This window comes from Chryseobacterium sp. CCNWLW53, assembly GCF_037083525.1.
GTDB lineage: Bacteria > Bacteroidota > Bacteroidia > Flavobacteriales > Weeksellaceae > Chryseobacterium > Chryseobacterium lathyri.
In genome coordinates this window covers 844,643-868,760 of sequence record NZ_JBAOJR010000002.1, presented here as the reverse complement: position 1 = coordinate 868,760, position 24,118 = coordinate 844,643, and the positions used below count along the sequence as shown (strand labels likewise).

General features: G+C 36.6%; 22 protein-coding genes. 10 read left to right on the top strand and 12 right to left on the bottom strand.

The features are described from left to right. Window positions 1-298: 298 nt before the first annotated feature. Entirely contained in the window at window positions 299-757 is a 459-nt protein-coding gene (locus V6R96_RS08985) for a hypothetical protein (protein WP_336389749.1), read from the top strand. 65 nt (window positions 758-822) lie between these two features. Here the strand turns inward: V6R96_RS08985 and V6R96_RS08980 are convergent, their stop codons facing one another. Beyond that, the gene (locus V6R96_RS08980; RefSeq protein WP_336378696.1) at window positions 823-1,854 is read right to left on the bottom strand and encodes an aminotransferase class I/II-fold pyridoxal phosphate-dependent enzyme; all 1,032 of its coding nucleotides are present in this window, start codon (window positions 1,852-1,854) and stop codon (window positions 823-825) included. A gap of 85 nt (window positions 1,855-1,939) precedes the next feature. Here V6R96_RS08980 and V6R96_RS08975 point away from each other — a divergent pair, with 85 nt between their 5' ends. Next, on the top strand, window positions 1,940-2,593 hold the full coding sequence (locus V6R96_RS08975; protein ID WP_336378695.1) for a metal-dependent transcriptional regulator: 654 nt from the start codon (window positions 1,940-1,942) through the stop codon (window positions 2,591-2,593). A gap of 38 nt (window positions 2,594-2,631) precedes the next feature. Here the strand turns inward: V6R96_RS08975 and V6R96_RS08970 are convergent, their stop codons facing one another. The 4 genes from V6R96_RS08970 to V6R96_RS08955 all read right to left on the bottom strand — a co-directional run bounded on the left by V6R96_RS08970 (window position 2,632) and on the right by V6R96_RS08955 (window position 6,974). Beyond that, a complete protein-coding gene (locus tag V6R96_RS08970; RefSeq protein WP_336378694.1) occupies window positions 2,632-3,798 on the bottom strand; it encodes an aminotransferase class V-fold PLP-dependent enzyme in 1,167 nt (388 codons plus the stop codon). 135 nt (window positions 3,799-3,933) lie between these two features. Continuing rightward, complete coding sequence (locus V6R96_RS08965; RefSeq protein WP_336378693.1) at window positions 3,934-5,073, bottom strand: hypothetical protein; 1,140 nt, start codon at window positions 5,071-5,073, stop codon at window positions 3,934-3,936. Between the two features lie 27 nt (window positions 5,074-5,100). Next, on the bottom strand, window positions 5,101-6,003 hold the full coding sequence (locus tag V6R96_RS08960; protein ID WP_111960989.1) for a TssN family type VI secretion system protein: 903 nt from the start codon (window positions 6,001-6,003) through the stop codon (window positions 5,101-5,103). 53 nt (window positions 6,004-6,056) lie between these two features. Beyond that, on the bottom strand, window positions 6,057-6,974 hold the full coding sequence (locus tag V6R96_RS08955) for a type VI secretion system baseplate subunit TssG (protein WP_336378692.1): 918 nt from the start codon (window positions 6,972-6,974) through the stop codon (window positions 6,057-6,059). 397 nt (window positions 6,975-7,371) lie between these two features. Here V6R96_RS08955 and V6R96_RS08950 point away from each other — a divergent pair, with 397 nt between their 5' ends. The 3 genes from V6R96_RS08950 (at window position 7,372) to V6R96_RS08940 (ending at window position 10,525) form a co-directional block, all read left to right on the top strand. Continuing rightward, window positions 7,372-8,163 carry a S1/P1 nuclease gene (locus tag V6R96_RS08950; protein ID WP_111960987.1) on the top strand — a complete coding sequence of 264 codons (792 nt, stop codon included), beginning with the start codon at window positions 7,372-7,374 and terminating at the stop codon, window positions 8,161-8,163. Between the two features lie 348 nt (window positions 8,164-8,511). Then, window positions 8,512-9,378: an RNA polymerase sigma factor RpoD/SigA gene (locus V6R96_RS08945; protein WP_099767369.1), complete on the top strand. Its 867-nt coding sequence runs from the start codon at window positions 8,512-8,514 to the stop codon at window positions 9,376-9,378. Window positions 9,379-9,931: 553 nt separating this feature from the next. Beyond that, window positions 9,932-10,525, top strand: a complete 594-nt coding sequence (locus tag V6R96_RS08940; protein ID WP_336378691.1) for a hypothetical protein — start codon at window positions 9,932-9,934, stop codon at window positions 10,523-10,525. Window positions 10,526-10,639: 114 nt separating this feature from the next. Here the strand turns inward: V6R96_RS08940 and V6R96_RS08935 are convergent, their stop codons facing one another. Then, complete coding sequence (locus V6R96_RS08935; RefSeq protein WP_111960984.1) at window positions 10,640-11,206, bottom strand: hypothetical protein; 567 nt, start codon at window positions 11,204-11,206, stop codon at window positions 10,640-10,642. Window positions 11,207-11,636: 430 nt separating this feature from the next. On the opposite strand from V6R96_RS08935, the gene V6R96_RS08930 reads away from it, so the two are divergent. Both V6R96_RS08930 and V6R96_RS08925 read left to right on the top strand, forming a co-directional pair. Further along, window positions 11,637-12,677, top strand: coding sequence for a glycosyltransferase family 9 protein (locus V6R96_RS08930; RefSeq protein ID WP_336378690.1), 1,041 nt, complete (start codon window positions 11,637-11,639; stop codon window positions 12,675-12,677). A 72-nt stretch (window positions 12,678-12,749) separates the two neighbouring features. Beyond that, entirely contained in the window at window positions 12,750-13,511 is a 762-nt protein-coding gene (locus tag V6R96_RS08925; RefSeq protein ID WP_336378689.1) for a lipopolysaccharide kinase InaA family protein, read from the top strand. 59 nt (window positions 13,512-13,570) lie between these two features. Here the strand turns inward: V6R96_RS08925 and V6R96_RS08920 are convergent, their stop codons facing one another. The 5 genes from V6R96_RS08920 to kdsA all read right to left on the bottom strand — a co-directional run bounded on the left by V6R96_RS08920 (window position 13,571) and on the right by kdsA (window position 20,677). Then, complete coding sequence (locus V6R96_RS08920; protein WP_336378688.1) at window positions 13,571-16,360, bottom strand: multicopper oxidase domain-containing protein; 2,790 nt, start codon at window positions 16,358-16,360, stop codon at window positions 13,571-13,573. An 89-nt stretch (window positions 16,361-16,449) separates the two neighbouring features. Further along, the gene (locus tag V6R96_RS08915; protein WP_336378687.1) at window positions 16,450-16,923 is read right to left on the bottom strand and encodes a DUF3347 domain-containing protein; all 474 of its coding nucleotides are present in this window, start codon (window positions 16,921-16,923) and stop codon (window positions 16,450-16,452) included. Window positions 16,924-17,038: 115 nt separating this feature from the next. Then, window positions 17,039-17,419, bottom strand: coding sequence for an HYC_CC_PP family protein (locus V6R96_RS08910; RefSeq protein WP_336378686.1), 381 nt, complete (start codon window positions 17,417-17,419; stop codon window positions 17,039-17,041). A gap of 199 nt (window positions 17,420-17,618) precedes the next feature. After that, a complete protein-coding gene (locus tag V6R96_RS08905; RefSeq protein ID WP_111960979.1) occupies window positions 17,619-19,823 on the bottom strand; it encodes a TonB-dependent siderophore receptor in 2,205 nt (734 codons plus the stop codon). 44 nt (window positions 19,824-19,867) lie between these two features. Then, window positions 19,868-20,677 carry a 3-deoxy-8-phosphooctulonate synthase gene (kdsA, locus tag V6R96_RS08900; protein ID WP_111960978.1) on the bottom strand — a complete coding sequence of 270 codons (810 nt, stop codon included), beginning with the start codon at window positions 20,675-20,677 and terminating at the stop codon, window positions 19,868-19,870. Window positions 20,678-20,836: 159 nt separating this feature from the next. Here kdsA and V6R96_RS08895 point away from each other — a divergent pair, with 159 nt between their 5' ends. The 3 genes from V6R96_RS08895 (at window position 20,837) to budA (ending at window position 23,428) form a co-directional block, all read left to right on the top strand. After that, window positions 20,837-21,739, top strand: a complete 903-nt coding sequence (locus V6R96_RS08895) for an AraC family transcriptional regulator (protein ID WP_336378685.1) — start codon at window positions 20,837-20,839, stop codon at window positions 21,737-21,739. 70 nt (window positions 21,740-21,809) lie between these two features. Further along, window positions 21,810-22,592, top strand: coding sequence for a glucose 1-dehydrogenase (locus V6R96_RS08890; protein WP_336378684.1), 783 nt, complete (start codon window positions 21,810-21,812; stop codon window positions 22,590-22,592). Window positions 22,593-22,594: 2 nt separating this feature from the next. Then, entirely contained in the window at window positions 22,595-23,428 is an 834-nt protein-coding gene (gene budA, locus V6R96_RS08885; RefSeq protein WP_336378683.1) for an acetolactate decarboxylase, read from the top strand. 71 nt (window positions 23,429-23,499) lie between these two features. Here the strand turns inward: budA and V6R96_RS08880 are convergent, their stop codons facing one another. Continuing rightward, window positions 23,500-24,030, bottom strand: a complete 531-nt coding sequence (locus tag V6R96_RS08880; protein ID WP_336378682.1) for a DUF1697 domain-containing protein — start codon at window positions 24,028-24,030, stop codon at window positions 23,500-23,502. Window positions 24,031-24,118 lie beyond the last annotated feature (88 nt).

The following is a 24,118-nucleotide window of genomic DNA, read 5'->3' as shown; positions in this document are numbered from 1 at the left end:
GAATTTTTCTGGTTAGATAACTTAACGGAGGAAAACCTGATTTCCAAAAGTATCGCAGACGTTCTCTGCGACAAAGCGCCAAGAAGAAATAATAGGATATTCAATGATAATCATTCATTATATAATGCTCAATTAAAAGAATAATTTTCTTTTTTTATGTTTGAAATAAATTTTTATTTACTGTAAATAGTAGTTAATATTTAAATACTATTCCTAATTTAGTACATTGAAATTTGAATTTATAATAACATTAGGTATGAAAAAATTAATCTTACTAGGGTCATTATCGGTTTTTTTTATGAATTGTAATAAAAAAACAGAAACACCGGCTCCAAAAACTGAAACTGATACAGCAGCTGTCATTGAGCCTGTAGTAGACACACTTGGGCCAAAATCATTCTGCTATATTGGTGTTACAGGAAAAGACAGTGTTTTTGCCTCTATTGATGATAACCTGGGAACCATTACCGGAAAATTAGCTTATAAAAACAATGAAAAAGACAGCTCTAAAGGAGATATAACCGGCTTTAAATCAGGAGACACCCTGAGATTAACTTATGAATTTCAGTCTGAAGGAACAAAAAGCAAAAGAGATATCTTCTTTATTCAGAAAGACAATACTTTAACAGAGGGAATTGGTGATCATAAAGAGGAAGACGGACAGTCTAAGTACGCTGATGAAAAAAAGATCAGCTATAAGGACGGGCAAAAACTGGAAGCTGCAGACTGCAAAGTGGTTGTAAAAGCTTTAAAATAATATAAAAATTAATTATACTACATTATTGAAAAAGGTGGCCTTGAAATTCTCAGCCACCTTTTTTATTAAAGCTCTTTCCGGATGATCTCTATAAAACGTTCTACCGCTTCATCCCCTGTATTCCAGGAAGTAATAAGGCGAATGGCAGAAGAATTTTCATCCATCTTTTTCCAGACAAAAAATTCAAAATGTTCTGACAGGATTTTAATAAGATCATTATTCATAACAGGAAATATTTGATTTGTATAAGTATCGGCAAGAAACTCTACTCCTCTTTCTTTCAGGGCATTTTTAATCTTCATTGCCTGCTGGTTGGCATGTTTTGCCAGATCAAAATACAGATCATCTTTCATCAGTTCCATAAACTGAATTCCAAGAAGGCGTCCTTTGGCAAGTAATGCTCCTTTCTGCTTGATATTAAATGCAAAATCCGGTTGTAAAACCTGATTATTAATGACAATAGCCTCTCCTATCAATGCTCCGTTCTTTGTTCCGCCCAGGTAAAAAATATCCGTCAGTTCCGCTACTCTTTCCAGCGTAAGATCACTGATTTCAGAAGTAAGACCATGCCCCAGCCTGGCCCCATCCATAAACAGATACAGCCCGTTCTGGCGGCAAAAATCAGAAAGCTCTTCCAGCTCATCAGCCATATAAATTGTTCCCAGCTCCGTAGAATTTGATATATACACCAATTTTGGCATGACCTGATGCGGAATATTGCTGTGGCTTTCCAGTACCGGAACAATGTCTGAAGGCTTAAGTTTACCGTCTGCAGTTTCAATGCTTAAAACTTTGTGACCTGTAGCTTCAATAGCTCCTGTTTCATTATTCAGAATATGGCCCGGTGCTGCAGATATTACACATTGATATGGCCTCAGAACCGAAGAAATCACAATCAGATTGGCCTGTGTCCCTCCGGAGACCAGATAAACTTCTGAATCCGGCTTATTAATTTTTTCTTTGATCAGTTTTTTTGCCTGCAGAGAATATTCATCTTCACCGTATCCGGCCTGCTGCTCAAAGTTAGATTTTAAAAGTGCTTGTAGAATATTCGGGTGACATCCCTCGGAATAATCGTTTTTAAAAGAAAATTTCATAGGGTAAAATTAAAAAAAGTTAAAATAACAAGGCCCGATTTTACATAATATTTTGTTAGATTTGTATTGAAAATCATCTAACATTTTGAGAACAACATTAACAGAAGAAAATTATCTGAAGGCTTTGTTTCATCTAGTTGACAATGAGGGGAAAGTGACAATCAATGAGCTCAGCAAATTTTTAAACGTAAAAATGCCGAGCGTCAATAACATGATGAAGAAGTTTGCCGACAAAAAATGGGTTGTCTATGAAACATACAAGCCCCTGCTAGTGACAGAAAACGGAAAACGTGAAGCTGCACTGGTAGTACGCAAACACAGGCTTACCGAAATGTTCCTGGTAAAAAAGATGAACTTTGGCTGGGAAAATGTTCACGAGATCGCAGAACAGCTGGAACATGTCCATTCACAGATTTTTTTCGATAAAATGGACGAAATCCTGGATCATCCTAAATTTGATCCCCACGGAGAGCCTATTCCTGATAAAGACGGAAATATTATTGCACAGGATCTGCAAAAACTGAGTGCTTGTAAAGTTGGAGAAACGGTAATATTTGCTTCGGTTACACTTTCAGATGATGGCTTTTTAAGCTATTTAAATGAAAGAAAACTGCTTCTGAACACTAAGATCAAAATCGTTAAAATTGAGGATTTTGATAAATCAATGACCATAGAGATTGGAAATTCTAAAGAAATACTCAGCAGAAAAGCCTCAGAAATAATACTGGTGAAGAAATAGGATATGATGGTGGCTTCGGGATCCTCAGCCACCAGGTCCTAATATTCCAACATTTTTATCACACTTTCAATTTCATCAACAGTATTAAAGTAATGCGGCGACAGACGAATAGCCCTATCCAGGTTTTTCAATGTAAAATCAATGAGTGCATTGCTTTTATTACTTACTGAAAAATACACATTGTTCTCTTTCAGTATTTTATAAATATTTTCAATATTACCATCTGGGGCACAGAAAGTAACAATACTGCATAAGTTGTTGCCCTGATCCAATATTGTGAAACCCTTATTATGAAGCCCGGCCCTTAAACTTTCCGCCAGTTTTCTATTGTAGTTTTCGATATTCTGCAGACCAATTCCGTTTGCATATTTTAAAGCTTCTGTAAATCCTAAAAGCGAACTGATGGAAGTTTCCCAGTGTTCAAATCTTTTTGCAGTTTTAAGCAGTTTATAATCATCGAATTCTGTCCATTCTGCACCTGCCATGTCCAAAAATACCGGAGCCATATTCCTTTCTAAAACCCTGTCCGAAACATATAAAAATCCTGTTCCTCTAGGCCCTCGCATGAATTTCCTGCCTGTTGTAGTCAGGAAATCACACCCTATTTTTTCAACATTCACAACCAGCTGGCCAATGGACTGGCAGGCATCAACAAGGTACAATACATCATACTGGCGACAGATTTTACCTACTCCTTCCACATTCTGGATCAATCCGGAATTGGTCGGAATATGGGTGACCGCAACGAGTTTCGGATGGTATTTTTTGATTAGATGTTCAAGGTCTTCCAGATCCAGCTCATGGTCGGAAAGATTTTTCATCCTAATCAGCTTAACTCCCCGTTTTTTCTGCAGTGAAAAGAAAGCCATCTGATTCGAGATATAATCGTCATTGGTTGTAATAATACAATCCCCATCCTGAAATTCAATGCTGGACAGGGCTTTAGCGTAAGCATCGGTAGAACTGACCGTGAAAGCAATATTATCGGGTTGAGTATTGATGAGCCTGGCTGCTTCTGTATAGAACAGGCCGAGCCTACCCGTAGTCCTTTCTGCTGCACCATAAGCGCCATGCTGCTGTTCCAAAAAAATATAATCAGTCATTGTTTTAACTACAATTTCCGTCATCAATGATCCTCCGGCACTGTTTAAAAATATTTTATCTGCACAGCCAGCCGTGTCTTTTCTTATGGTATTTAGATCCATGTTCTATTTTATTTGGAAAATCTTTATTACCTATGTGAACTGATAACTTGTCGATTACATTCTACATCTTTTGATATTTTAAGCATAAAAAATCCCGAAAATTTCAGTCCGGGATTTATATTTTTAGTCATTTTATTAATCTAAAACACTCCAGCCTCTTTTTGGGTTGGTATTGGAAGAAACTTCCTGTTCGTTAACGATGATGTTTTCTTTTCTCTGACCGATATAGTCAAGCTCGCTTAATTTAGAGAAAATAATTTCCAGGCTGCGTAGCATCTGCTGAATATACAATAATGGCTCTCCGCAATTATGATGGTCATAATTAGTTTCTGCTACAATAGAAAGCTGATTCAATAAGGTATGCGGAGCAATTTCACTCCACTCCAGGCTATAGTTAAGCATTTCTTCCAGCTCTGCAGGAACAAGAAGCTGAGTTGAATTGTAAAGATGAAGGGCTAATTTTGCAAATGCTTCGATCAAAAATACAGGCGGCTGCCACGGAATAATGTTTCTGAACTGGAAATACATATCCCCAAAGGTATTCACCATGGTTGTACACAAAAATTTAACGTTCTGTGCCAATGCTGTATTTTGGTTTTTGTGAGATGCTTTCTGAATAATCTTAAAGGCATACTGCTGCAGGTTTCCTATTGATTTTGCATAGCTGCTGTAGTAATCTATCAACGCAGGATGGCTCTGGATAGAGGTACACGGCGGAATAAAATTAGAATCTACCTGTGCGATATTGGCTCTTAAATCTACTTTTCCGATAATAAGGTAATTTCCTCCGGAATAGCTGCTGTTCAGTGAAGTAACTGGAAGAAGCTCGATGTGATGATTCGGCTGTGCGTTTGGATGACGGGGCGGAATTTCCTCCGGGTCAATATCCCCAAAAGGTACCTTATCAAAAGGATTTACAGAAATCAGGATATAATAATCACCATCTGCCTGCTCCTCGCTCATAGATTTTGCCAGTGACTTCACGCTTACTCTCCTGTCGCTCAAATCGATGCGATAACCCGCCATAGTAACGGCGCTGCATCTTTTGATCACAAGTTGCACGTCATTGGTAGCAGTATTATGAACATCAAATATTGTTTTGTCCGTAAATTCATTAGAAATAGGCAAAAGTCCATAATTATATGTGTTGATTCCCAGTGAGCTGGAATCTCTTATCGTGTCAATTAAAAAATTATCCTGATCATTAAGGTGTCTCTGGGAAACTTTCATCCCGTCTACCCAATTGATCGCAAAATGCTTAATAGGCTGTATCATAGTTAATACTTTTTAAATTTTCTGTGATTATGATTTTTTCAATACTCCTTCTTCCTCATGCTGAATCACTCTTTTGCAGATTACCACTTCATTTTCTGAAATGCTATTCGTAGAGATATCCTGGTCGAAATCAATATATTTTCTAAAGCTGAAAAACGATTTTTTGGTGTAAAAAATCCAGTAATAAGGCTCTTTTTCTGTATCTGAAAGATGAATAATAGAATTGGGATTTTTATGATTATAGTCGTCCACTACCCTGTAGAACCAGTCTCCGAAAGTAACTCCGGTCGGAAGGGTTTTGGCTTTGATCCTAAATCTGTTTGCATCTTCAAGATTTTTGCTCAATTCAACATTTAATACCATTAATCGGTCAAAATCTGCCCCTTCAAAGTCCGGAAGTTTTTGGTCAGGAGAATATCTCCAGGTTTTATAGATATCAAAAGGAATGCTTATAAACTGTACGTAGCAGTAATAAAATACCATTGGAACAACAAAGATCAGCATACTTGTGGCAGCCATTACAGCATAGCCTGCGCCCTTACTTATCCAGTTAAAGATCAATGTAAATAAATATCCTCCGAAAGCAATACACGTTAATGAAAGTATGGATTCAAACAAAATGCTCATTCCTACAGAGTCAATATGCTTTCTGAAATACCTGTGCAGTAAATTAACATGAATAATACCAAAAATAAGATAAATAACCTGTGCAATAAGGTACCAGTAAGGATTAAAGAGGTTTTTTGCAAAACCAAAAAAGCCTGGTAATGCAAGACATAAACCGCACAGAAGGACATATATAATAATTACTTTAATTTTGATCGCAGGTTTGTTTCTTCTGATAATCCCAAGAATGACCATCAAAATCACTGCGATTAAAGGCATTAAAATATACCTTAAAAAAATACCTTTTACTGATGAAATTTCCATTAGTTTCTTTTCAAATTTATACTTTGTTGGTAGTTGTAAATATAATAATTATTTTAGAGAAATGTAGAGTATCCGAGACGGCTGGCATTTCTTTCATCGTCCTCAAGACTAAATGAATATTCCTCTTTTTCGGTAATAAAATTTTCCTCCACGTCTACCGTTACCGGAAGAAAATAATCATATAAAGCCTGCAGAATATTTCTGAACGGGCTTCCGGAAATATACTTTTTCACTTCTGTATAAGGAATCGGGCCTATGTTCACTACCCAGTTCCGCTGTCCGTCCATATGTCTTCCGCTGGGAATATAGGTAACCCCCAGTTTTGAGTTTCCTAACAGCATGGAATCGTCATTTCTTTCTATCCTGTCAATAATATTCGGGGCAAAAGTAACCTCCACCGGTACCTGAAGGAAAGCGGTAATACATCTTTCAAACCATTTTTTATCCCCTCTGATCTGGTGAAAGAAAGGTAAAATATAAATAAAAATATAGGCATTCTGCTTATCAAGCAATTTTATAAGAGGCCAGAGCTCGCTTACTGTGTCCAAAAGGGTATCGGTACTGCTTGAAATATCAAATTCAGATTCCTTAAGCAGAGAACTAATTTCCGTAAAAAAGACTTCAAGCTCGAAAGGACGGAAAAATTTCCTCGCATCCTCCTCCACTTTTTTCTGCTTCCGAATTTCACGCACCACAGAATCTACATTCTTTCTAGAAGCTCCCAGAGACGGCGGATGAAACAGCCCTTCCGGAAGATAGTCATAAATACCCTCTCTATAGGTTTCTATGGTGAACACTTCCTCATCAAATCCCAAATAGCTGCTTGAAATACTTTTGATATCCTTAAGGTAAGCCCTGTCATTGATCCCGATTCGTTCTATAAATATATTGCTTACTGCCCGCTGATACTTCAAAAGATTTACCGCTACGGCTTCAGCTTTGAAGTCGGTCTGCAACTTATTGTAATACATGTCTACAATATTATTCTCATGCATAGTGTTTCCTGTGATTATGACTTGTAAAGATAATATATCTCATAAGTTTGAAAAAATAATTTGGCAATAATTTTATTTTAAAAATACTAATTTATTGGCACTAAAAGGAATATTCCATGACAAATTCCGTAAAAATACGGTAATAACGGCTCATTCATGTTTGAGATCGCAGGTTTAAAGTTAAATTGATCAGCTGATAGGCAGACTTTTACACCTGTTTTTTCTGTATTTTTAATATTATTTAGAATTTTGTCCCCCATTTATTTATTTAGATTAATTTTTATTAACATTTTTTGAAACAAGAAAATGATGATAATTGATACAGGTTCGGAAACCGGGACGTATCTTTGCAGCTTGTAAAATGTTATTTATAATGAAAAGTATTTATTCTAAAATTCTGATTTTAGCATTCATTTCATCTTCACTTTATTCTTACGCATGGGGGCTTACAGGGCACCGCGTCATTGCAGAGATCGCAGAAAACCATCTGTCGGGTAAGGCAAGAAGAGAAATAAGAAAAATAATGGGTAAAGAACGTCTTGCCTATTGGGCAAACTGGCCGGACTTCATTAAATCTGATACTACAGGAGTCTGGAAACAGGCTTCATCATGGCATTACGTAAATATTGATCCTCAGTCAGATTTTAAAGCTTTTGGCCAAAACCTGAAAATGCAGGCAGGTCCAAGCCTTTATACTCAGATAAACACTTTATCCAGCCAGATTAAAGATGAAAAAACCTCAGAAAAGGACAGAAAAATTGCCCTGATCTTCCTTATTCATATTATGGGAGACCTTTCCCAGCCTCTTCACGTAGGAAGAGCCGAGGACCTTGGAGGAAACAAAATTAATGTAACCTATTTCGGAGACAAAACCAATCTTCATTCTGTATGGGATGGAAAACTGGTAGATTCACAGAAATACAGCTATACGGAATATGCCAATCTTTTAGACATCAAATCTAAAGAAGAAGTCAAGCAGATTCAGGCCGGAACCGTAGAAGACTGGCTGTATGATTCTCATAAAATAGCGAACAAAATCTACGCACAAACTCCAAACGATTCAAAATTATCGTACGACTATCAGTATAAATTCAATGATACGCTTGAAAGACAGCTTCTTTACGGAGGTCTTAGACTGGCCAAACTGTTGAATGATTTGTTTTAATGGTTTGAGTTTCCAGTTGCTGGTTGCTGATTAATAATTCAAATCATAAAAGGATTTTTAATTTTTTATGATTTATTCTTCAATATAAAAGCGGGATTTCGGTCTCGCTTTTTTATTAAGCCTGAGATTTAGGCTAAGATTAAAAAACTACCATTCAATCTTTATACCTGCATACCCCCGTCTGGTATCTGACATCTCTCATCCTGATTCATGGCTCTTGGTTCTTGGTTCTTTACCTTCAATCCTGACCTTCCATTACTATATTTAAAAAATAATTAAAACTGGTGTAACCTTTTTATCACTTCATACGTATAATATATAGTAACTCTTTTTTGAGGATAAAAATAGATGAGACAATTAAAAATCACTAAGCAGGTAACCAACAGGGAAACTGCTTCATTAGACAAGTATTTGCAGGAAATTGGTAAAGTGGAACTGATCACTGCGGACGAAGAAGTAGAACTGGCACAAAAAATACGTGCAGGCGACAGAGCAGCACTTGAGAAATTAATCAAAGCCAACCTTCGTTTCGTAGTTTCTGTATCTAAACAATACCAAAACCAAGGTCTTTCTTTACCCGATTTGATTAATGAAGGTAACCTGGGACTGATGAAAGCAGCAAAAAGGTACGATGAAACTAGAGGTTTCAAATTTATCTCTTATGCGGTTTGGTGGATTCGTCAGTCAATTTTACAGGCTCTGGCTGAACAGTCAAGAATTGTAAGGCTTCCGCTGAATAAAATCGGCTCCATCAACAAAATTAATAAGGCATACGCTCACCTTGAACAGGAAAATGAAAGACCACCTTCTCCGGAAGAATTGGCTGAAGTTCTTGACATGAGCGAGGAAGATATTAAAGAATCTATGAAAAACTCCGGAAGACACCTGTCCATGGATGCACCTTTAGTAGAAGGTGAAGATTCTAATCTTTATGATGTATTGCGTTCAGGAGAATCTCCAAGTCCAGACAAAGATCTGATGCTTGAGTCTCTTCAGATTGAAATCGAAAGAGCATTGAATACTTTGACGCCTCGAGAGGCTGATTTAGTAAGATTGTATTTCGGACTGAACGGGAAACACCCGATGACTTTAGAGGAAATCGGTGAAACTTTCGATCTTACAAGAGAGAGAGTTCGTCAGATTAAAGAAAAAGCAATTAAGAGACTAAAACATAATACCAGAAGTAAGATCCTTAAATCTTATTTAGGTAAATAATTTTTAGCGTAAAAAACAAGTAGCGGAGTCTGTTTTCAGGCTCCGTTTTTTATTTTTGTATTATGAATACAGATGTTTGCTTTTTGATCGGAGGAATTATTTTATTCTTTATCTTAATTAATGTCCTACTCTATTTTTATCATAAAATAGGCATGCACTTTTTTTCAGGATATAAAAGGCAGAAACTATACTTCAATCAAAAATATTGAAACAAATATTAAAAGCTATTCAAAAATAGGGGCAAAACTTACCTACTATAAAGCAGAAATCGTTTTTTTAGATCATGAGATCTTTATTATACCTTTTAATAAACCCATTTTACAATTAATCCATAGTCCTGAAAATTTTCCTTACGTTTCTCTACGATTTAATACTTCTTTTAAGGAAATACGAAATGATATACTGGAAATAAAAGGAGATACGGGCCTGGGAAATTTTAAAATTACTTTGAATTTTAAACACAAAAACTTTGATTTACATTCAGTTGTATAAAGAATGTAACAATCTTTAAAGTATGTTCAACTAATAAGAGATAAAACCAAATCTAAAAACTATGAAAAAAATACTTTTCGCCTCTGCTTTAGGCCTATCACTGCTTTCTTGTAAAGAAAATAAGTCCAGAAATGCTCCAGCTGTAGAAAATGCCGTTGACAATGCAGAATCATCTGTTTCCGGTTCATTAAAGAGCTATCGTAAAGGAAATATGGTTGACCAGATTTATCATGAACTGATCAAAAACGATCAAAGCCTGAAAACCCTGGATAACAGGATTATAGAAATAAATGAAGAAAGCAGTAAAGTTCTGGCCGTTTATGGTGAGACCCTCCAAAAATCCGAGTCTTTTTATGCTGATGCCTATTATCAAGCCGGTACCATTGAAGATTCCCTTTTAAAACAACAGCTTGAAAAAGAAATCAAAATAAGCTCCGACAATTACAACCAGAAAATAAGCAAAGTAAAAGAGTTGATCAACAAAGTGAATACAAACAATGATCACATCACCAATCTGTACACTGCGTTCAAAATCAGGAAAGCGCTTCTCGAAATTGAAAAATATCAAAATGCTCACCCGATGAAAACGGACAACCTGGAAAGCTTCATTAAGAAACAGGATCAATTACTGAGTGAGCTGAAAAATATAAAGTAATGGATTATAACCACCAAATTGCTAGATACGAAAGAAGTAACAGGTTCAATAGTTTCATAAAAAAGGCTGTCCGAAAAATGGGCAGCTTTTTTGTTGGCAATTTTCTCAAAAATATTATTTTTTTTCTTTATTCAATTTCTGATATTGTTTGAAATAGTTCGTGAATGATTCACTTTCCTTAGGATTTGACTTCTGCCAGGCCTTTAATGCCTCGTTCTGCTCTCTATAGTTAAGGAATGTTTGAGTATCTATGATCATATTTCCCTGTGTCTTTATTTCCTGCAGCACATCAGTTCTTATTTCCTGTTTCGTCCGGACACTCTCCTTATACCATTTCACTCCTGAAAGAGCACTGAAAATTCCAAGTCCCCATCCAGATAAAATAACAAATAGGGAAACATATAAAAGAGGCTTGTAATGGTTGAAATAATCTTTGTACGTTTCAAGCTGCCGAAGATCCTCCGGAGAAATTCCAACCTTTACATTTCCAACTTTTTCCTTAAGCTCTTTCAGATTTTGTTCTACGAAATATTCTGTTCGTTTTAGCTTTTCATCCATAATGGATACTCCGGAGCTCAGACTTTGAAATTCTTTGTACAAAGATTCCGTTTTGATCTTGAGTTGTTTCATTAGCTCCATAGAGTTGAGCCCTTCCGTACCAAAGTTTTGATTTTCTTCCATAATTGATTTTATATACTTAGGATAGAACTATGAAACCTCTGTAAAGCTTTTTTACAGCATCCGTTTCAGTAGCACTGGATTTTATGCAATTATTTTGATAAAATTTTAATCAAATTCTTATAAATAGTAAAATTAAATAATATAGCTGAAAATAAATATCACAAACAATTGAATACTATTAAAATAAAACTCATTGACAATTCAAAATTCAAATATAGCCGTTATCAATCACTAAAATATGGATTTTTTACGTTTAGTCTATAAATTAGATATAATAAATCACTTTAACATGAACATCAGTTAATATAGATCTATATATTAAATAGATTTAATAAAAAATCAATAATAAAGATATATTAAAATCTATTTGATACTTTTTATTTAAAATCGCTAATCCTGACAAAAACAAAATAAAATATCCTGGTCTTATATGAAAGTACCGAAAAAACTTAATGCCGTCAGAAGAAAATTCATGCACAGCATTACAAAAAATATAGGCAAATCAAGCTCTTCTACCGTAAATGCCCAAAACACAACGATAAAAAGAATATTAATCTCCCGTCCAAATCACAGACTAGGAAACCTTTTATTGCTTACACCCATTGTTCAGGAGGTTACCAATTCGTTTCCGAATGCCAGGATTGATCTGTTTGTAAAAGGAGGCATCTCTCCCACTGTTTTCAAAAACTATGGGAGTGTTGATCAGATTATCCAGCTTCCCAAAAAGCCCTTTAAGAATTTGTTTAAATATGTAAATGGCTGGTTTACTCTGCGTTGTAAAAAATACGATCTGGTGGTTAATTCTACAAACGGTTCGTCATCAGGAAAGCTATCCACCAGGCTGGCCAATGCCAAATACAAATTCTATAGCGAATGGGATGAGGAACTTCATCTGAAACATCCTGATTATGAGCACTCAGCGAAAAATGTGATATATAATCTGAGGAAATTCCTGACGCAATTGGGATTTAAAGAAAACACTAGCAAAATACCCTATTTAAATATAAAATTAGATCAGGATGAAATAGAGGATGGTAAAAAAAAGCTATTTCAAATCTTCAATAACAACAACAAAACAATCTGCCTGTTTACCAATGCTACAGGCGATAAATGCTATTCTGAAAACTGGTGGGGCTCTTTTTATGATCATCTGCAATCTGAATTTCCTGACTATAACTTTGTAGAGCTTCTGCCCGTAGAAAATATTTCCAAATTAAATTTTAAAATACCTACTTTCTACAGTACCGACATCCGGGAAATGGGCGGATTTATTGCCAATACCTGCATTTTTATCGCTGCTGATAACGGAGTGATGCATTTAGCAAGCGCATCAGGAACGCCAACGCTAGGTTTATTTTCCGTCACCAATGAAAATATGTACAAGCCTTACAATGATAAAAGCTTTAGCGTAGATACCAACCAGCTCAATGAAAATGAAATATCAGATCTGATAAAAAAAGCACTTCAATGATGACTATAGACCAATATAGAGCCGCATGAACTTAATGAAATTTGAATATATTAATACTGCCCAAATGTTACTATGAACCTTATCGTTGCAACAGATTACGCCCATTACGCAGCTGATGTGCTCCGTATTATAAAGAATTTTCAAAATGAAGGGAACTTAATAGGGCCCGGAACCAGAAATATTGTAAAGTGGATCATTATCAACAATATGACACTTAATTTTAAATCATTTAAACAGCATAATATAATTAACAGGCATGTTTACAAATTTTACCGGAAATCCAAAGCAAAACGCTCTTTCGAGTATGCCCATTTGCTGATCTCTAAAAATTTCTATACTCCGAAACCTATTGCATATGTGGAATTTCACGACTGCATTGGGTTAACAAACAGTTACTATATAAGCGAGCAGCTGGAAGACGGGTTTACATTGGAGGATGTATTTCTCAACAAAAGTTCCTTTGAAGACTGGCAGGAAATTGTTAAAGGATATACTTTATTAATCTATCAGTTACATGACCAGGGAATTGAATTCATTGACAACTCTCCCGGTAATTTTTTAATAAAGAAAATCGACAATGAATACCGCTTTTTTCTAGTAGACTTAAACAGAATGAATTTTCACGACAGATTTGAAATTCCTGACAGGTTCAAAAATTTTTCGCGGTTAACCAATGATCCGGAAATCCTGCAAATCATATGTAAGGAGTACTCACTGTTATCGGGAATATCGCAGGAACAATGTCTGGAACAAATTATTAAAGCTACAAACAGGCAAAAGACTAAGCGTAAAATAAAAAAAGTGTTGAAGTTTTATAAATATTTTCTAAAATAGTACTGCTTATAGAATTCTGGATAAAAACAAAAGGTTGCCAAAAAATGGCAACCTTCTTATTAATAGGTGAAAGTAAGTCCTGCTCCCCAACCCATTTCATTATCATAATTTCCTGAAACGGATAGCCATTTCTGTAAAATATATCTCAAACCGGTTGAGAATTCTCCGTCTGAGTTCAGAGAAAAATTTCCTCTTATTCTTCTGGAAATCGGAATATCTTCCCTGCTTAGTTCCAGCAATACTTTTCCGTTCTGGTCTACACTTGCATCTGCTGTAATCAGCATGGGTAAAAGATACTGTACCCCAACCATGAAAGCATATTTGTCTTTTGAAGCTTTCTGCTGTCCAAACCAGGTTTTCTTACCATGGAATTCCATGCCCATATCTTCGGCCATCTGTCTTTCCATGATCTCATGATTTTTTTGAATCCTGAAACCGGCATATGGAAGGGCCCATTGGAATTTCCCAAGGAATCTTCCGACTTTTATACTTCCTTCAAAATGATCAAAATCCCAGTTGGAATGAAACTCGTTCAGGTTGGCCCATCTCGGTCCGAACATAGTCATCGTTTCTGCATGTATTTTATTGCTTGCTATATCCAGCATAGCCATGGAACTGATCATTTTATTGTCTTTCAGAAAGTTTTTCCAGGCCAGTTTTCTGTCCGGTAACTGTGGATTGGGTTTTGAATTTTCATAGCTGAATATTCTTCCCATTCCGGCCATCATATGGTATAAAATATGGCAGTGGAAAAACCAGTCACCATCCTGATTCGCAGCAAACTCAATTGTATTGGTTTCCATTGGCATGATATCCACTACGTTTTTCAGCGGGGAATATTCTCCTTTTGAATTGATCAGTCTGAAATCGTGTCCGTGAAGGTGCATCGGGTGACGCATCATCGAATTGTTGTACATGGTAATTCTCAGAATTTCCCCTTTTTTTACAAGAATTTTATCTGTTTCCGTTACTGTTTTGTTATCCAGTGTCCACAGGTATTGATTCATGTTTCCTTCCAGGGTAAACTTTAGCTCTCTTACATTTTCATCAGGGAGAATAGTCTTTTCGGGAGATTTTAAAAGATTGTATGACAGCCTTTTGATCGATTTTTCTTCCTTCATATCCATTCCCGAATGTTGGGAATGATCTTCCTGCCTGCCTTGATCATCTTCTTTGGTTTTGACTCCCATCATTTCATTCATGTGCTTCATTGTCATTTTCCTTTGGCTTTCAGGAAGTTCGGGATACATCACTTCATTCATGTCCATCATCTGGTTGCCCATCGTCATATTCATTGGTTTCATATTCCCACTCATTTCCATCATTCCGTTCATCATTTTCATTCCTTCAAAAAGCATCAGCCTCGGCAGATTAGGCGCTTCTACTTTTTCACCGGAACCCAGCCACAGTGAAGCGTGTCCTACCCTGTCTTCCGATGTGGAACGGAATTCAAAACTTTTATTCTCAGGAATGGTTACCTCAATATCATAAGTTTCGGAAACCCCGACGATGAGACGGTCAACTTCTACCGGAACTACATCATTTCCGTCATTTCCTATTACTTTTATTTTTCCGCCACCGTAATTCAGCCAGAAATAGGTGGATGATCCGCCATTGGCAATTCTTAATCTCACTTTATCGCCGGCTTTCAGATTGGAATAATCAGAGCTTGGAAGTCCGTTGATCAGGAATTTATCGTAATAAACGTCACTCACATCCATAGCCTCCATTCTTTTCCATTCATTCAGGGCTTTTGTTCCAAAATTGCCGGATTTAATGGCTTCCCAATAACTCTGTACTGCATTTTTCTTAATCGCATACCAGTCTGTGTTGGCCATATGAAGTCTTCTTGCGATTTGCATCGGGTCTTCATCGCTCCAGTCTCCTAATAATACTGGTATTTCAGCATTATACAATGGTTTCGGATCTCCTTCTCTTTTATTAAATACCAGAATTCCGTTCATTCCGATCTGCTCCTGCAGTGCCTCATGGGAATGGTACCAATAGGTTCCGTTTTGGGATATTCTGAATTTATATAAATGAGTTTCCCCGGGTGTTACAGGTTTTGTGGTAAGGTATGGAACCCCATCCTGCTCATTGGGAAGGATCACACCATGCCAGTGAAGTCCTGTATTTTCTTTGAGCATATTGTGAAGATAGATCTCAGCTGTATCCCCTTCCGTAAAATATAAGGTGGGAGCCTGCAGTTTTCCGTTGATCGCAATCGCTCTTCGGTTTTTTCCTGTAAAATTGACAACCGTATCTTTTACATACAGATCATATCTCACTGTTTTTCCACCAAAAGTTACTTTTCCGTTTTCCGAGTTTCTTTTGAATACAGATTGATCTGTTTTCGTCTCTTCCACAACAGCATGCTGATGGTTCTCTTTTTCTACCAGTTCCATTCCGCATTTTGGACACTTTCCCGGTTTGTCTGAAGTAACTTCAGGATGCATGGGACAAGTGTAGACAGCAGCATGCTGAGATTTTGATTGAGACTTAGAAGCTTTAGGCTGAGGATTAAGTTTTGTTTCAGGTCTATCTTTTCTGACTTCCTGAACCTTTGGCTTTGCAATAACCTTTACCTTAGCCTTAGGCTGAATTTTAGTTTTATCCTTATGGGTCTTAATTTCTGCAGGCTTTTGTACTGCTTTCTTTTCGGGCTGTGGCGTAGCTTTCGGTTTTACCACAACGGTTTTCTTCACCAGCGTCATTTTGCACTTCGGACAATCTCCGGGTTTGGAAGATACTACCTCAGGATGCATGGGACAGGTATAATAGGTTTTCGTTGTTTGCGCGAAAGTAAAAACAGAGAACAAAAGCACCAGAAATATGATTAGCTTTTTCATAATATTCCGAACTTTAAAAAAGATGCATAAATTAAAGTAAAATATAACTTAAGATATACAACCTATTGTTTTAGAATTAAATACAATAATTATTTTATTTCTGACTTTACACTTCCGCAAGAAAGCATAGATTTTCCGTAGTAAGGATTAACGATTTGTTTTTCATCGCTTAACCAACTGGAATCAGCCATTGGGCAATATTGTACGTAAACCGGTTTTTCTGAAAGCTTAAATTCTTTTGTTAAAGCAATCATATTCTCAGAAAGGTTGGAAAAGGTTTCTCTCTGCGCTGTAATATTTCGGGCATCAGAGATTACTGTGGCATCTTTTCTTAAAATATTAAGGTTACCTTCAGAAACCATTTTATAATCAACTGCTGAGGCTGTTTTGATAAATTCTGCCGCTGCTTTTGAGGTTTTATCCGCATCGTCGGAAGCCAAAGCTGATTTAATGGCAATATAACTCTGATACAGTTTTGTAACCTGAGCGTCTTTTTTAGACTGTGCAGAAAGTGAAATGATTGAGAATAAAGATAATGCTGCTGTAATGATATACTTTTTCATTGTTTTAAATTTTAGAATTAATTTTTAATAAAGAATAATTGAAACGCATGATGCGTTGAGCCGTGTTGTCTACGAAGGAATGATCATCTGATTCATACCAGACAACAGACGGATCTTAAATTCTAAAATTACAATGATTGATATAGATAGGAACAGGCCTGTATTCAGGTGGCCCGTTGATTCTTATCTGGGTAAATTTTGTAGTCGAAAAAGATTTGTCAACAAAGAAAAACTGGTGTTGTGGTAAATCCGGAACAATCTGACTTAAAAAATTAATCATCAGCAGATCAGATTTCTGAGAATCATCTACTTTTACGACCTTAATTTCAGTTTTACAGCATCCTTTTTTTTCTTTGACACCACATTTGCCACAAATATCTGAGGTTTTCTGGCTTACAGAAACAAATTCCTCCATACAGAAATGTACGCTGAAAGCTGCTCCGGAAAAGAATCCAAAGTAGAAAATCGAAAACAATATGGCAAGAATCTTTTTCATTGATAAGACAAAGGTAAAAATATCCCGGACACCACTGTTATAAAATTCTGTATACTTGTTATAAAATTCTGCTTAATAAAAAAGCTTCTGAATATTCAGAAGCCTTTTTTATTTTTTACTCTCACTGATTTTACAGATTGATCAGATTTTAATTGTTTAGCAAATTCTAATTTCTAAAATCTAACTTCTAACCTCTATTCTACAGTTTGAATTCAAGTTTTACATTAAAGAAACGTCCTGTAAGACGTACCGGGACTGGATACATTACACTTGAATTATAATCTGTGATCCATTGATTGGCAACGGTATTATTAATGTTAAATGCATTGAAAACCTGAACCCCTAAGGTTAATTCTTCAAAATTACCCCAGAAACCGGAACGTTTTTTCTTGTCTTTGGAATCAATGAATACTTTTGAAAGTCCTAAATCCACTCTTTTATAAGCAGGTAATGTTTTCTGGTACTGGTAAGGATCGGTAAAAACAGGTGCGCCGTTCGGAAGTCCCATAGCATATACCAAGGTAAGGTTGACACGCATCGATGGAAATTTAGGCATATAATCCTGATAGAACATCGCAAATCTGAATCTCTGATCGGTAGGTCTCGGAATATTTCCTCTTCCGTCAATATTTTCGTATACCCTAGCATAACTTGCAGATAGCCACGAATCTACACCCGGAACAAATTCCCCGAATAACCTGGTATCAATTCCATAGGCATATCCTGAAGCATTATTTTTTCCTGAATAGCGGATTCTTACATTATCCATATAATAAGGAATCAGATCATCCATTTTCTTATAATAGGCTTCTGTAGTCAGCTTAAATGGTCTGTCATACATGTAGAACTCATAGTCGTTGGCAAGAATTAACTGTATGGAACGCTGAGATTTTATGTCGGAATTGAAATTTCCGTCAAGATCTTTGATCTCTTTGTAGAAAGGAGCCTGGTAATAGATCCCTCCGGAAAGTTTGAAAAGCATATCCGTATCCCAGTCAGGCTTTATCGCAAACTGAAATCTTGGTGAAAAGATCGTTTCTTTATTGAAGCTCCAGTTTGAAACTCTGGCTCCGGCATTAAGGAATACTTTGCTGGCTCCCCAGTAAAATTTCTGGGAATACTGTGCATAAGCAGACAGTCTTGAAGGTTCTATTTTATTTTTCCCTGCAATCTGGTAAAACAGCTCCAGATCTCCCGATTCTCCTGTCCGGGGATCATCAATAGGACGCGGAATACTGTATCCTGCATTGTCTACCAACTTCCATTCGTTGGTATTGTCATTCAGGTTTTCTTTTTCGTATTTAAATCCGACTTCAATGTCGGTATTAATATTCGGAGAAAATTTTGCTCTGAACTGTGTTCCGTAAGTTCTTACAAACAGGTCATTCCTCGCATGTTCTATCTGCCCGCCACCATCAAAAGAAGGGTTGGGTGCTCCTGTCACAATATCAAAAGTCTGGATCTCATAGCTTGAAGCAATAGAATAATATTCTTTTTCTCTGTTCTGATACGCAAAACTGTCCAATGTAAATTTCCATTGGTCCGAAGGCTTATAGTTCAGGGAAAAAGTTCCCATCATATTTTTGTACATATCCTGCTCCCTTCCACCATAACCAATGTTTACCGTAATTGGCTGCTGAAGGCTTCCAAAAGTGACGCTCTTGGCTTTTGGAACCATTTCATAATCATTCTTAGAGTAATACCCAATGAATGACATGGAGAATTTATCGTTGAGATGATAGTTGATATAAGACTGGAAATCCCAATAGGTAGGGTTAAAATCCGTATCCTCATTCAGGGTATTCAGGACAAGGTTAGTATTTCTGTATCTTCCTGAAAATAAAGCAGTCAGTTTTTTATTCTTAGAAGCCAAACCGGCTGTTAATCTTCCGCCAATCAAACTTGCTTCTCCTGAAAGTTCAAATTTTTCAGGTTCGCGGTAGTAAATATTCAGTGCTGAAGACATTTTATCGCCGTATTTCGGCTCGAATCCTCCGGCAGAGAAATTGACCGTCGAAACCATATCAGGATTGATGATACTCATCCCTTCCTGCTGTGAATTTCTGATCAGAAAAGGTCTGTAGATCTCAATATCATTGATGTAGATAAGGTTTTCATCATAGTTTCCGCCACGTACCATATATTGGGAAGACAATTCGGTATTAGAGTTTACGGAAGGAAGGGTTTTAAGAAGACCTTCAATTCCTCCCCCTATGGTAGCGATTCCTTTTGCATCTTTTGCGGAGATTTTTACATTGGTAATGTCATTTGTTTTCCCGATCACTTTTTTCTGGAAAACGACTTCCTCAATATCGGTTACTCTATCCGCAGTATCTTTTTTTCTGTTTTGAGAGAAAATAAGCACGGGAACCATAAGGCTTAGTGGTAAAACTAGTTTTTTCAAAAGAAATATTTTAAGAATTTCTAAAAATAGGGATTTTTTAACAATTACAAAATCGATTCTCTAATTCTTGTTAATTTCTGTAACAAATCTTCCAATAAATCTAATCTTAACATGTTGGCTCCGTCTGACAAAGCGGTTTCCGGTGTAGGATGGGTCTCAATAAAGATTCCGTCTGCTCCTACAGCAATCCCTGCTTTGGCTACCGTTTCTATAAGATCGGGTCTTCCACCTGTAACTCCGGAACTCTGGTTAGGCTGTTGCAATGAATGGGTAACGTCCAGGATAACCGGTGCATACTGTCTCATGGTAGGAATACCTCTGTAATCTACAATCAGGTCCGTATATCCGAAGGAATTTCCTCTTTCAATAATAGCCACTTTCTGGTTATTGGAGTCTGTAATTTTCTGAACAGCAAATTTCATAGATTCAGGAGAAAGGAACTGCCCTTTTTTCAGGGTCACACATTTTCCGGTTTCTGCCGCAGCCACTAAAAGGTCGGTCTGGCGTACTAAAAATGCAGGAATCTGGAGTACATCAACGTACTGTGCAGCCAGCGCAGCATGCTCATTTTCATGAATATCTGTTGTAGTAGGAATATTAAAGGTCTCTCCTACTTTTCTAAGAATTTCCAGAGATTTTTCTTCACCAATAGTTGTGAAAGAATCTACACGGCTTCTATTTGCTTTTTTAAAGCTACCTTTAAAAATATACGGGATATTGTATTTGTCTGTTAAGCTTATTACTTTTTCTGCTATTCTCAATGCCATATCTTCGCCTTCAATGATGCATGGACCGGCAATAAGGAAAAAGTTTTTTGAATCTTTGTGATGAATATTATCTAAATACTGGATCATTTTTATGTAAATTAAAAAGTTCAGTAAAAATACTTATAAAGTTTCAGAATCGGAAATTATTTGAAAGCTTTAACCATTCCTAGAATTAGGACGAAATTTTAATTATTCATCTACTTGAAATTGTCCTGCTTATGTTTTATTATTTTATAACTTTATACTATGAAACCGAGAGAAACTTTGGAAGAATTTTATATTCTGCACGGAAAAGAACATGATCAGGATGCTCACTGCAATGTATACCGCAGAGAGGATTTTGAATGCAGCAAGAACTTAAAACCTGTTTACCGCAGAGATTTTTATAAAGTATCCATGATGTGCAAAGGAACAGGCATATTAAGTTATGCTGATAAATTCATCAAAATTGATAAGCCTTCGATTGTATTTCTCAACCCGTTGGTCCCTTATTCCTGGGAGCCTACCTCTTCAGTACAGACCGGCTATTTCTGTCTTTTTACAGAAGAATTTGTAAGCTCTGAACTTAAAAATGAGAGTCTGTCTCAATCGGTTTTATTTAAAGCAGGAGGAGATCATGTGTTTTTTCCTGATGAAGCCAGCATACAACTGTTGAAAAATGTATATGAAAACATGCTGAATGAGGCTCAGTCGAATTATGATAATAAGTACAGCCTCCTCAGAAATTACATACAGATCATTATGCATGAGGCAATGAAGATACACCCACCTCAAACGTATGCTCAACATTCGAATGCTTCCGAACGCATCAGTATGTTATTTTTAGAACTTCTGGACCATCAGTTCCCGGTTAGTTTGGATAATGTCATGCTACTAAAAAATGCAAATGAATTTGCTACCCAGCTGAACATACATACTAACCATCTGAATAAAGCACTTAAAGAAGCAACAGGTAAAACTACCTCAGAATGGATTGCCGGACGGATCATGAAGGAAGCAAAATCTTTACTCCAGTTCAGCAATTGGAGTGTCAATGAAATTGCTTATTGCCTGGGGTTTGAGCATTCTTCCAATTTTATTATTTCCTTCAAGAAAAAGACGGGAGATTCTCCTAATCAGTTCAGAAAAAGAATCCTTTCCAAATCATAACCTTTGATTTGTTCTGCATAACTATTTTATTCCAGTACCGCCGAACTTTGTGTCATCTAAATAACAAATTATGACACATCCAACTTTTCAAGGAAAAACAGCACTCATTACGGGAGGTACTACAGGCATTGGGCTGGCTGCTGCGGAATTATTTTTAAAAAATGGTGCACAGGTCGTTATTGTCGGCCGTAGAGAGGAACAGGGAAATGCGGCTATAGAAAAACTGCGCTCAATAGATCACAAAATACATTTTGTACAGACAGATGTTTCAAAGAGCGATCAGGTTCAGCATCTGATTAATGAAACCGTCAGACATTTCGGAAAATTGGATGTAGCATTCAATAATGCCGGAATTGAGGGGCAGTTTTCAACGATTGACAATACCTCTGAAGAGGAATATGACAGGGTTATGAACATCAATACAAAAGGCGTATGGCTGGCCTGCAAATATGAAATTGAACAGTTTAAAAAGCAGGGAACCGGCGGAACAATTGTCAATACTTCTTCATGGCTGGCCAGAGGAGCATCTTCCGGTTCAGCCATTTATTCAGCAAGTAAAGCTGCAATAGATGAGCTAACAAAAGCCCTGACCATTGAAACGGCATCTGAAGGTATACGGATCAACAGTATCCAGCCGGGATATATCCGTACTCCCATGTTTGACAGATTTTTTCCGGGAGACAATGCTGACGAAGCAATAGAACCATTTAAAAAGCATGCTCCGATAGGACGTTTTGCAGCTCCTGAAGAAGTGGCGGAACTGGTTTTGTGGCTCAGCAGCCCTGCAGCTTCTTTTATAATGGGCGAAAGTATTCTGGTAGACGGAGGTTTAGCCATTGGAGGACAACGATAAAAATGAAAAATATCTTTTATTTCATTTTATGGGCAGCAAGTAATCACTTCAATGCCCAGCAGACGGATCACAGCAATTCTTTACTCAAAAATCCAGCAACAGATCACACAATGGAATCATTAAAACACAATCACCTGTACCAGTATGGGATTGCAGAGGCATTTATAGGCGGGCTTTACAAGGGAACACTTTCTCTGGAAGATTTGAAATCAAAAGGTGATTTTGGATTGGGAGCACCTGATATGCTGGACGGAGAGCTTACGATATTGGATGGAAAAGTATATCAAACGAAGGCTACAGGCCTGACTATTACACCCGGCGACCAGTTTAAAACATCTTTGATTTTTGTTACTTTCTTCAAACCGGATCATATTTTCACCATTAAAAATAAAGTAGATTATCAATCGGCTTTACGGGAAATAAGTAATATTCTTTCACATAAAAATTCAATGTTTGCCGTAAAAATAACGGGGAAATTTACCCATGTGAAAACCAGAGCTTTCCCTCCTGTGGAAAAAGAACCGTTTCCTGCTTTAACTTCTATTGCTGATAAACAAAAAATATTTGACTTTTCGGATACCGAAGGTACTCTGGTTGGTTTTTATCTTCCTGAATATTTAAACGGGATCAACGTCAAAGGTTTTCATTTCCATTTTATCTCATCAGATGGAAAGCAGGGCGGCCATGTCCTGGATTTTGAAGGTAAGAATTTAAAAGCAGCAGTAGCCGTATTGAAAAGTTTCAACCTTGAAACTTCTGACAATAAGGATTTCCAAAATTTTCAGTTTCAACAGAAAAATAATGAATCTTTAGAACGTTTGGAGCAGAGAAGATAATCCGGCTCCATTCAAATACTTTTTAAATCTTAAAAGCAGGTTTCATTAAGATAATATGGAGCCTGTTATTTTTATACTCCCATTTTTTTCAAAATCTTTTCGAAAGTATTAATGTTGCGGCTGGTGAATTGATCTTTAAGGCTTTTCTTTCCCAGAATTTTACCAAAAGAAGAATCTAAAGTATTTCCTTTCGGGACCTGCCAGTAAAATATTTCTCCAACAATCTCCGCTTTCTCGTTTTCAGTTTTGGAAGCAGCTTCGAATTCTGTCATCAAAACATTTTCTATTCCCGGATTTCCTACAAAAGCATAGATATGCAGATCATCCTTTTTCTCAAAAGGAATGCTGTTCCAGAAAACCTGTGTTTCTTCCTGCGATTTTATGAATAAGAAAGCGTCGTAAGAAAAACGATCAGACATTGCTTTTTCTAAAATTTTCTTTAAATCTTCTGTGTTTTTATCAGAAGTGAATACAATATTTCCCGAGGCTAATATTGAACTTACATCCAACATTCCGGCGTCTTTAAAAACCTGGCATACATCAGCCATTTTCATATTGGTTCCTTTTACGTTGACACCACGGAGAAAAGCACAGTATTTCATATTTTTAGGAATTAGATAAGTATTAGGTTGCAGGGTTTTAAGGTATAAGAGTTTGTACTTCTTCCCTCTTTTCCATCAATCTTTAAAT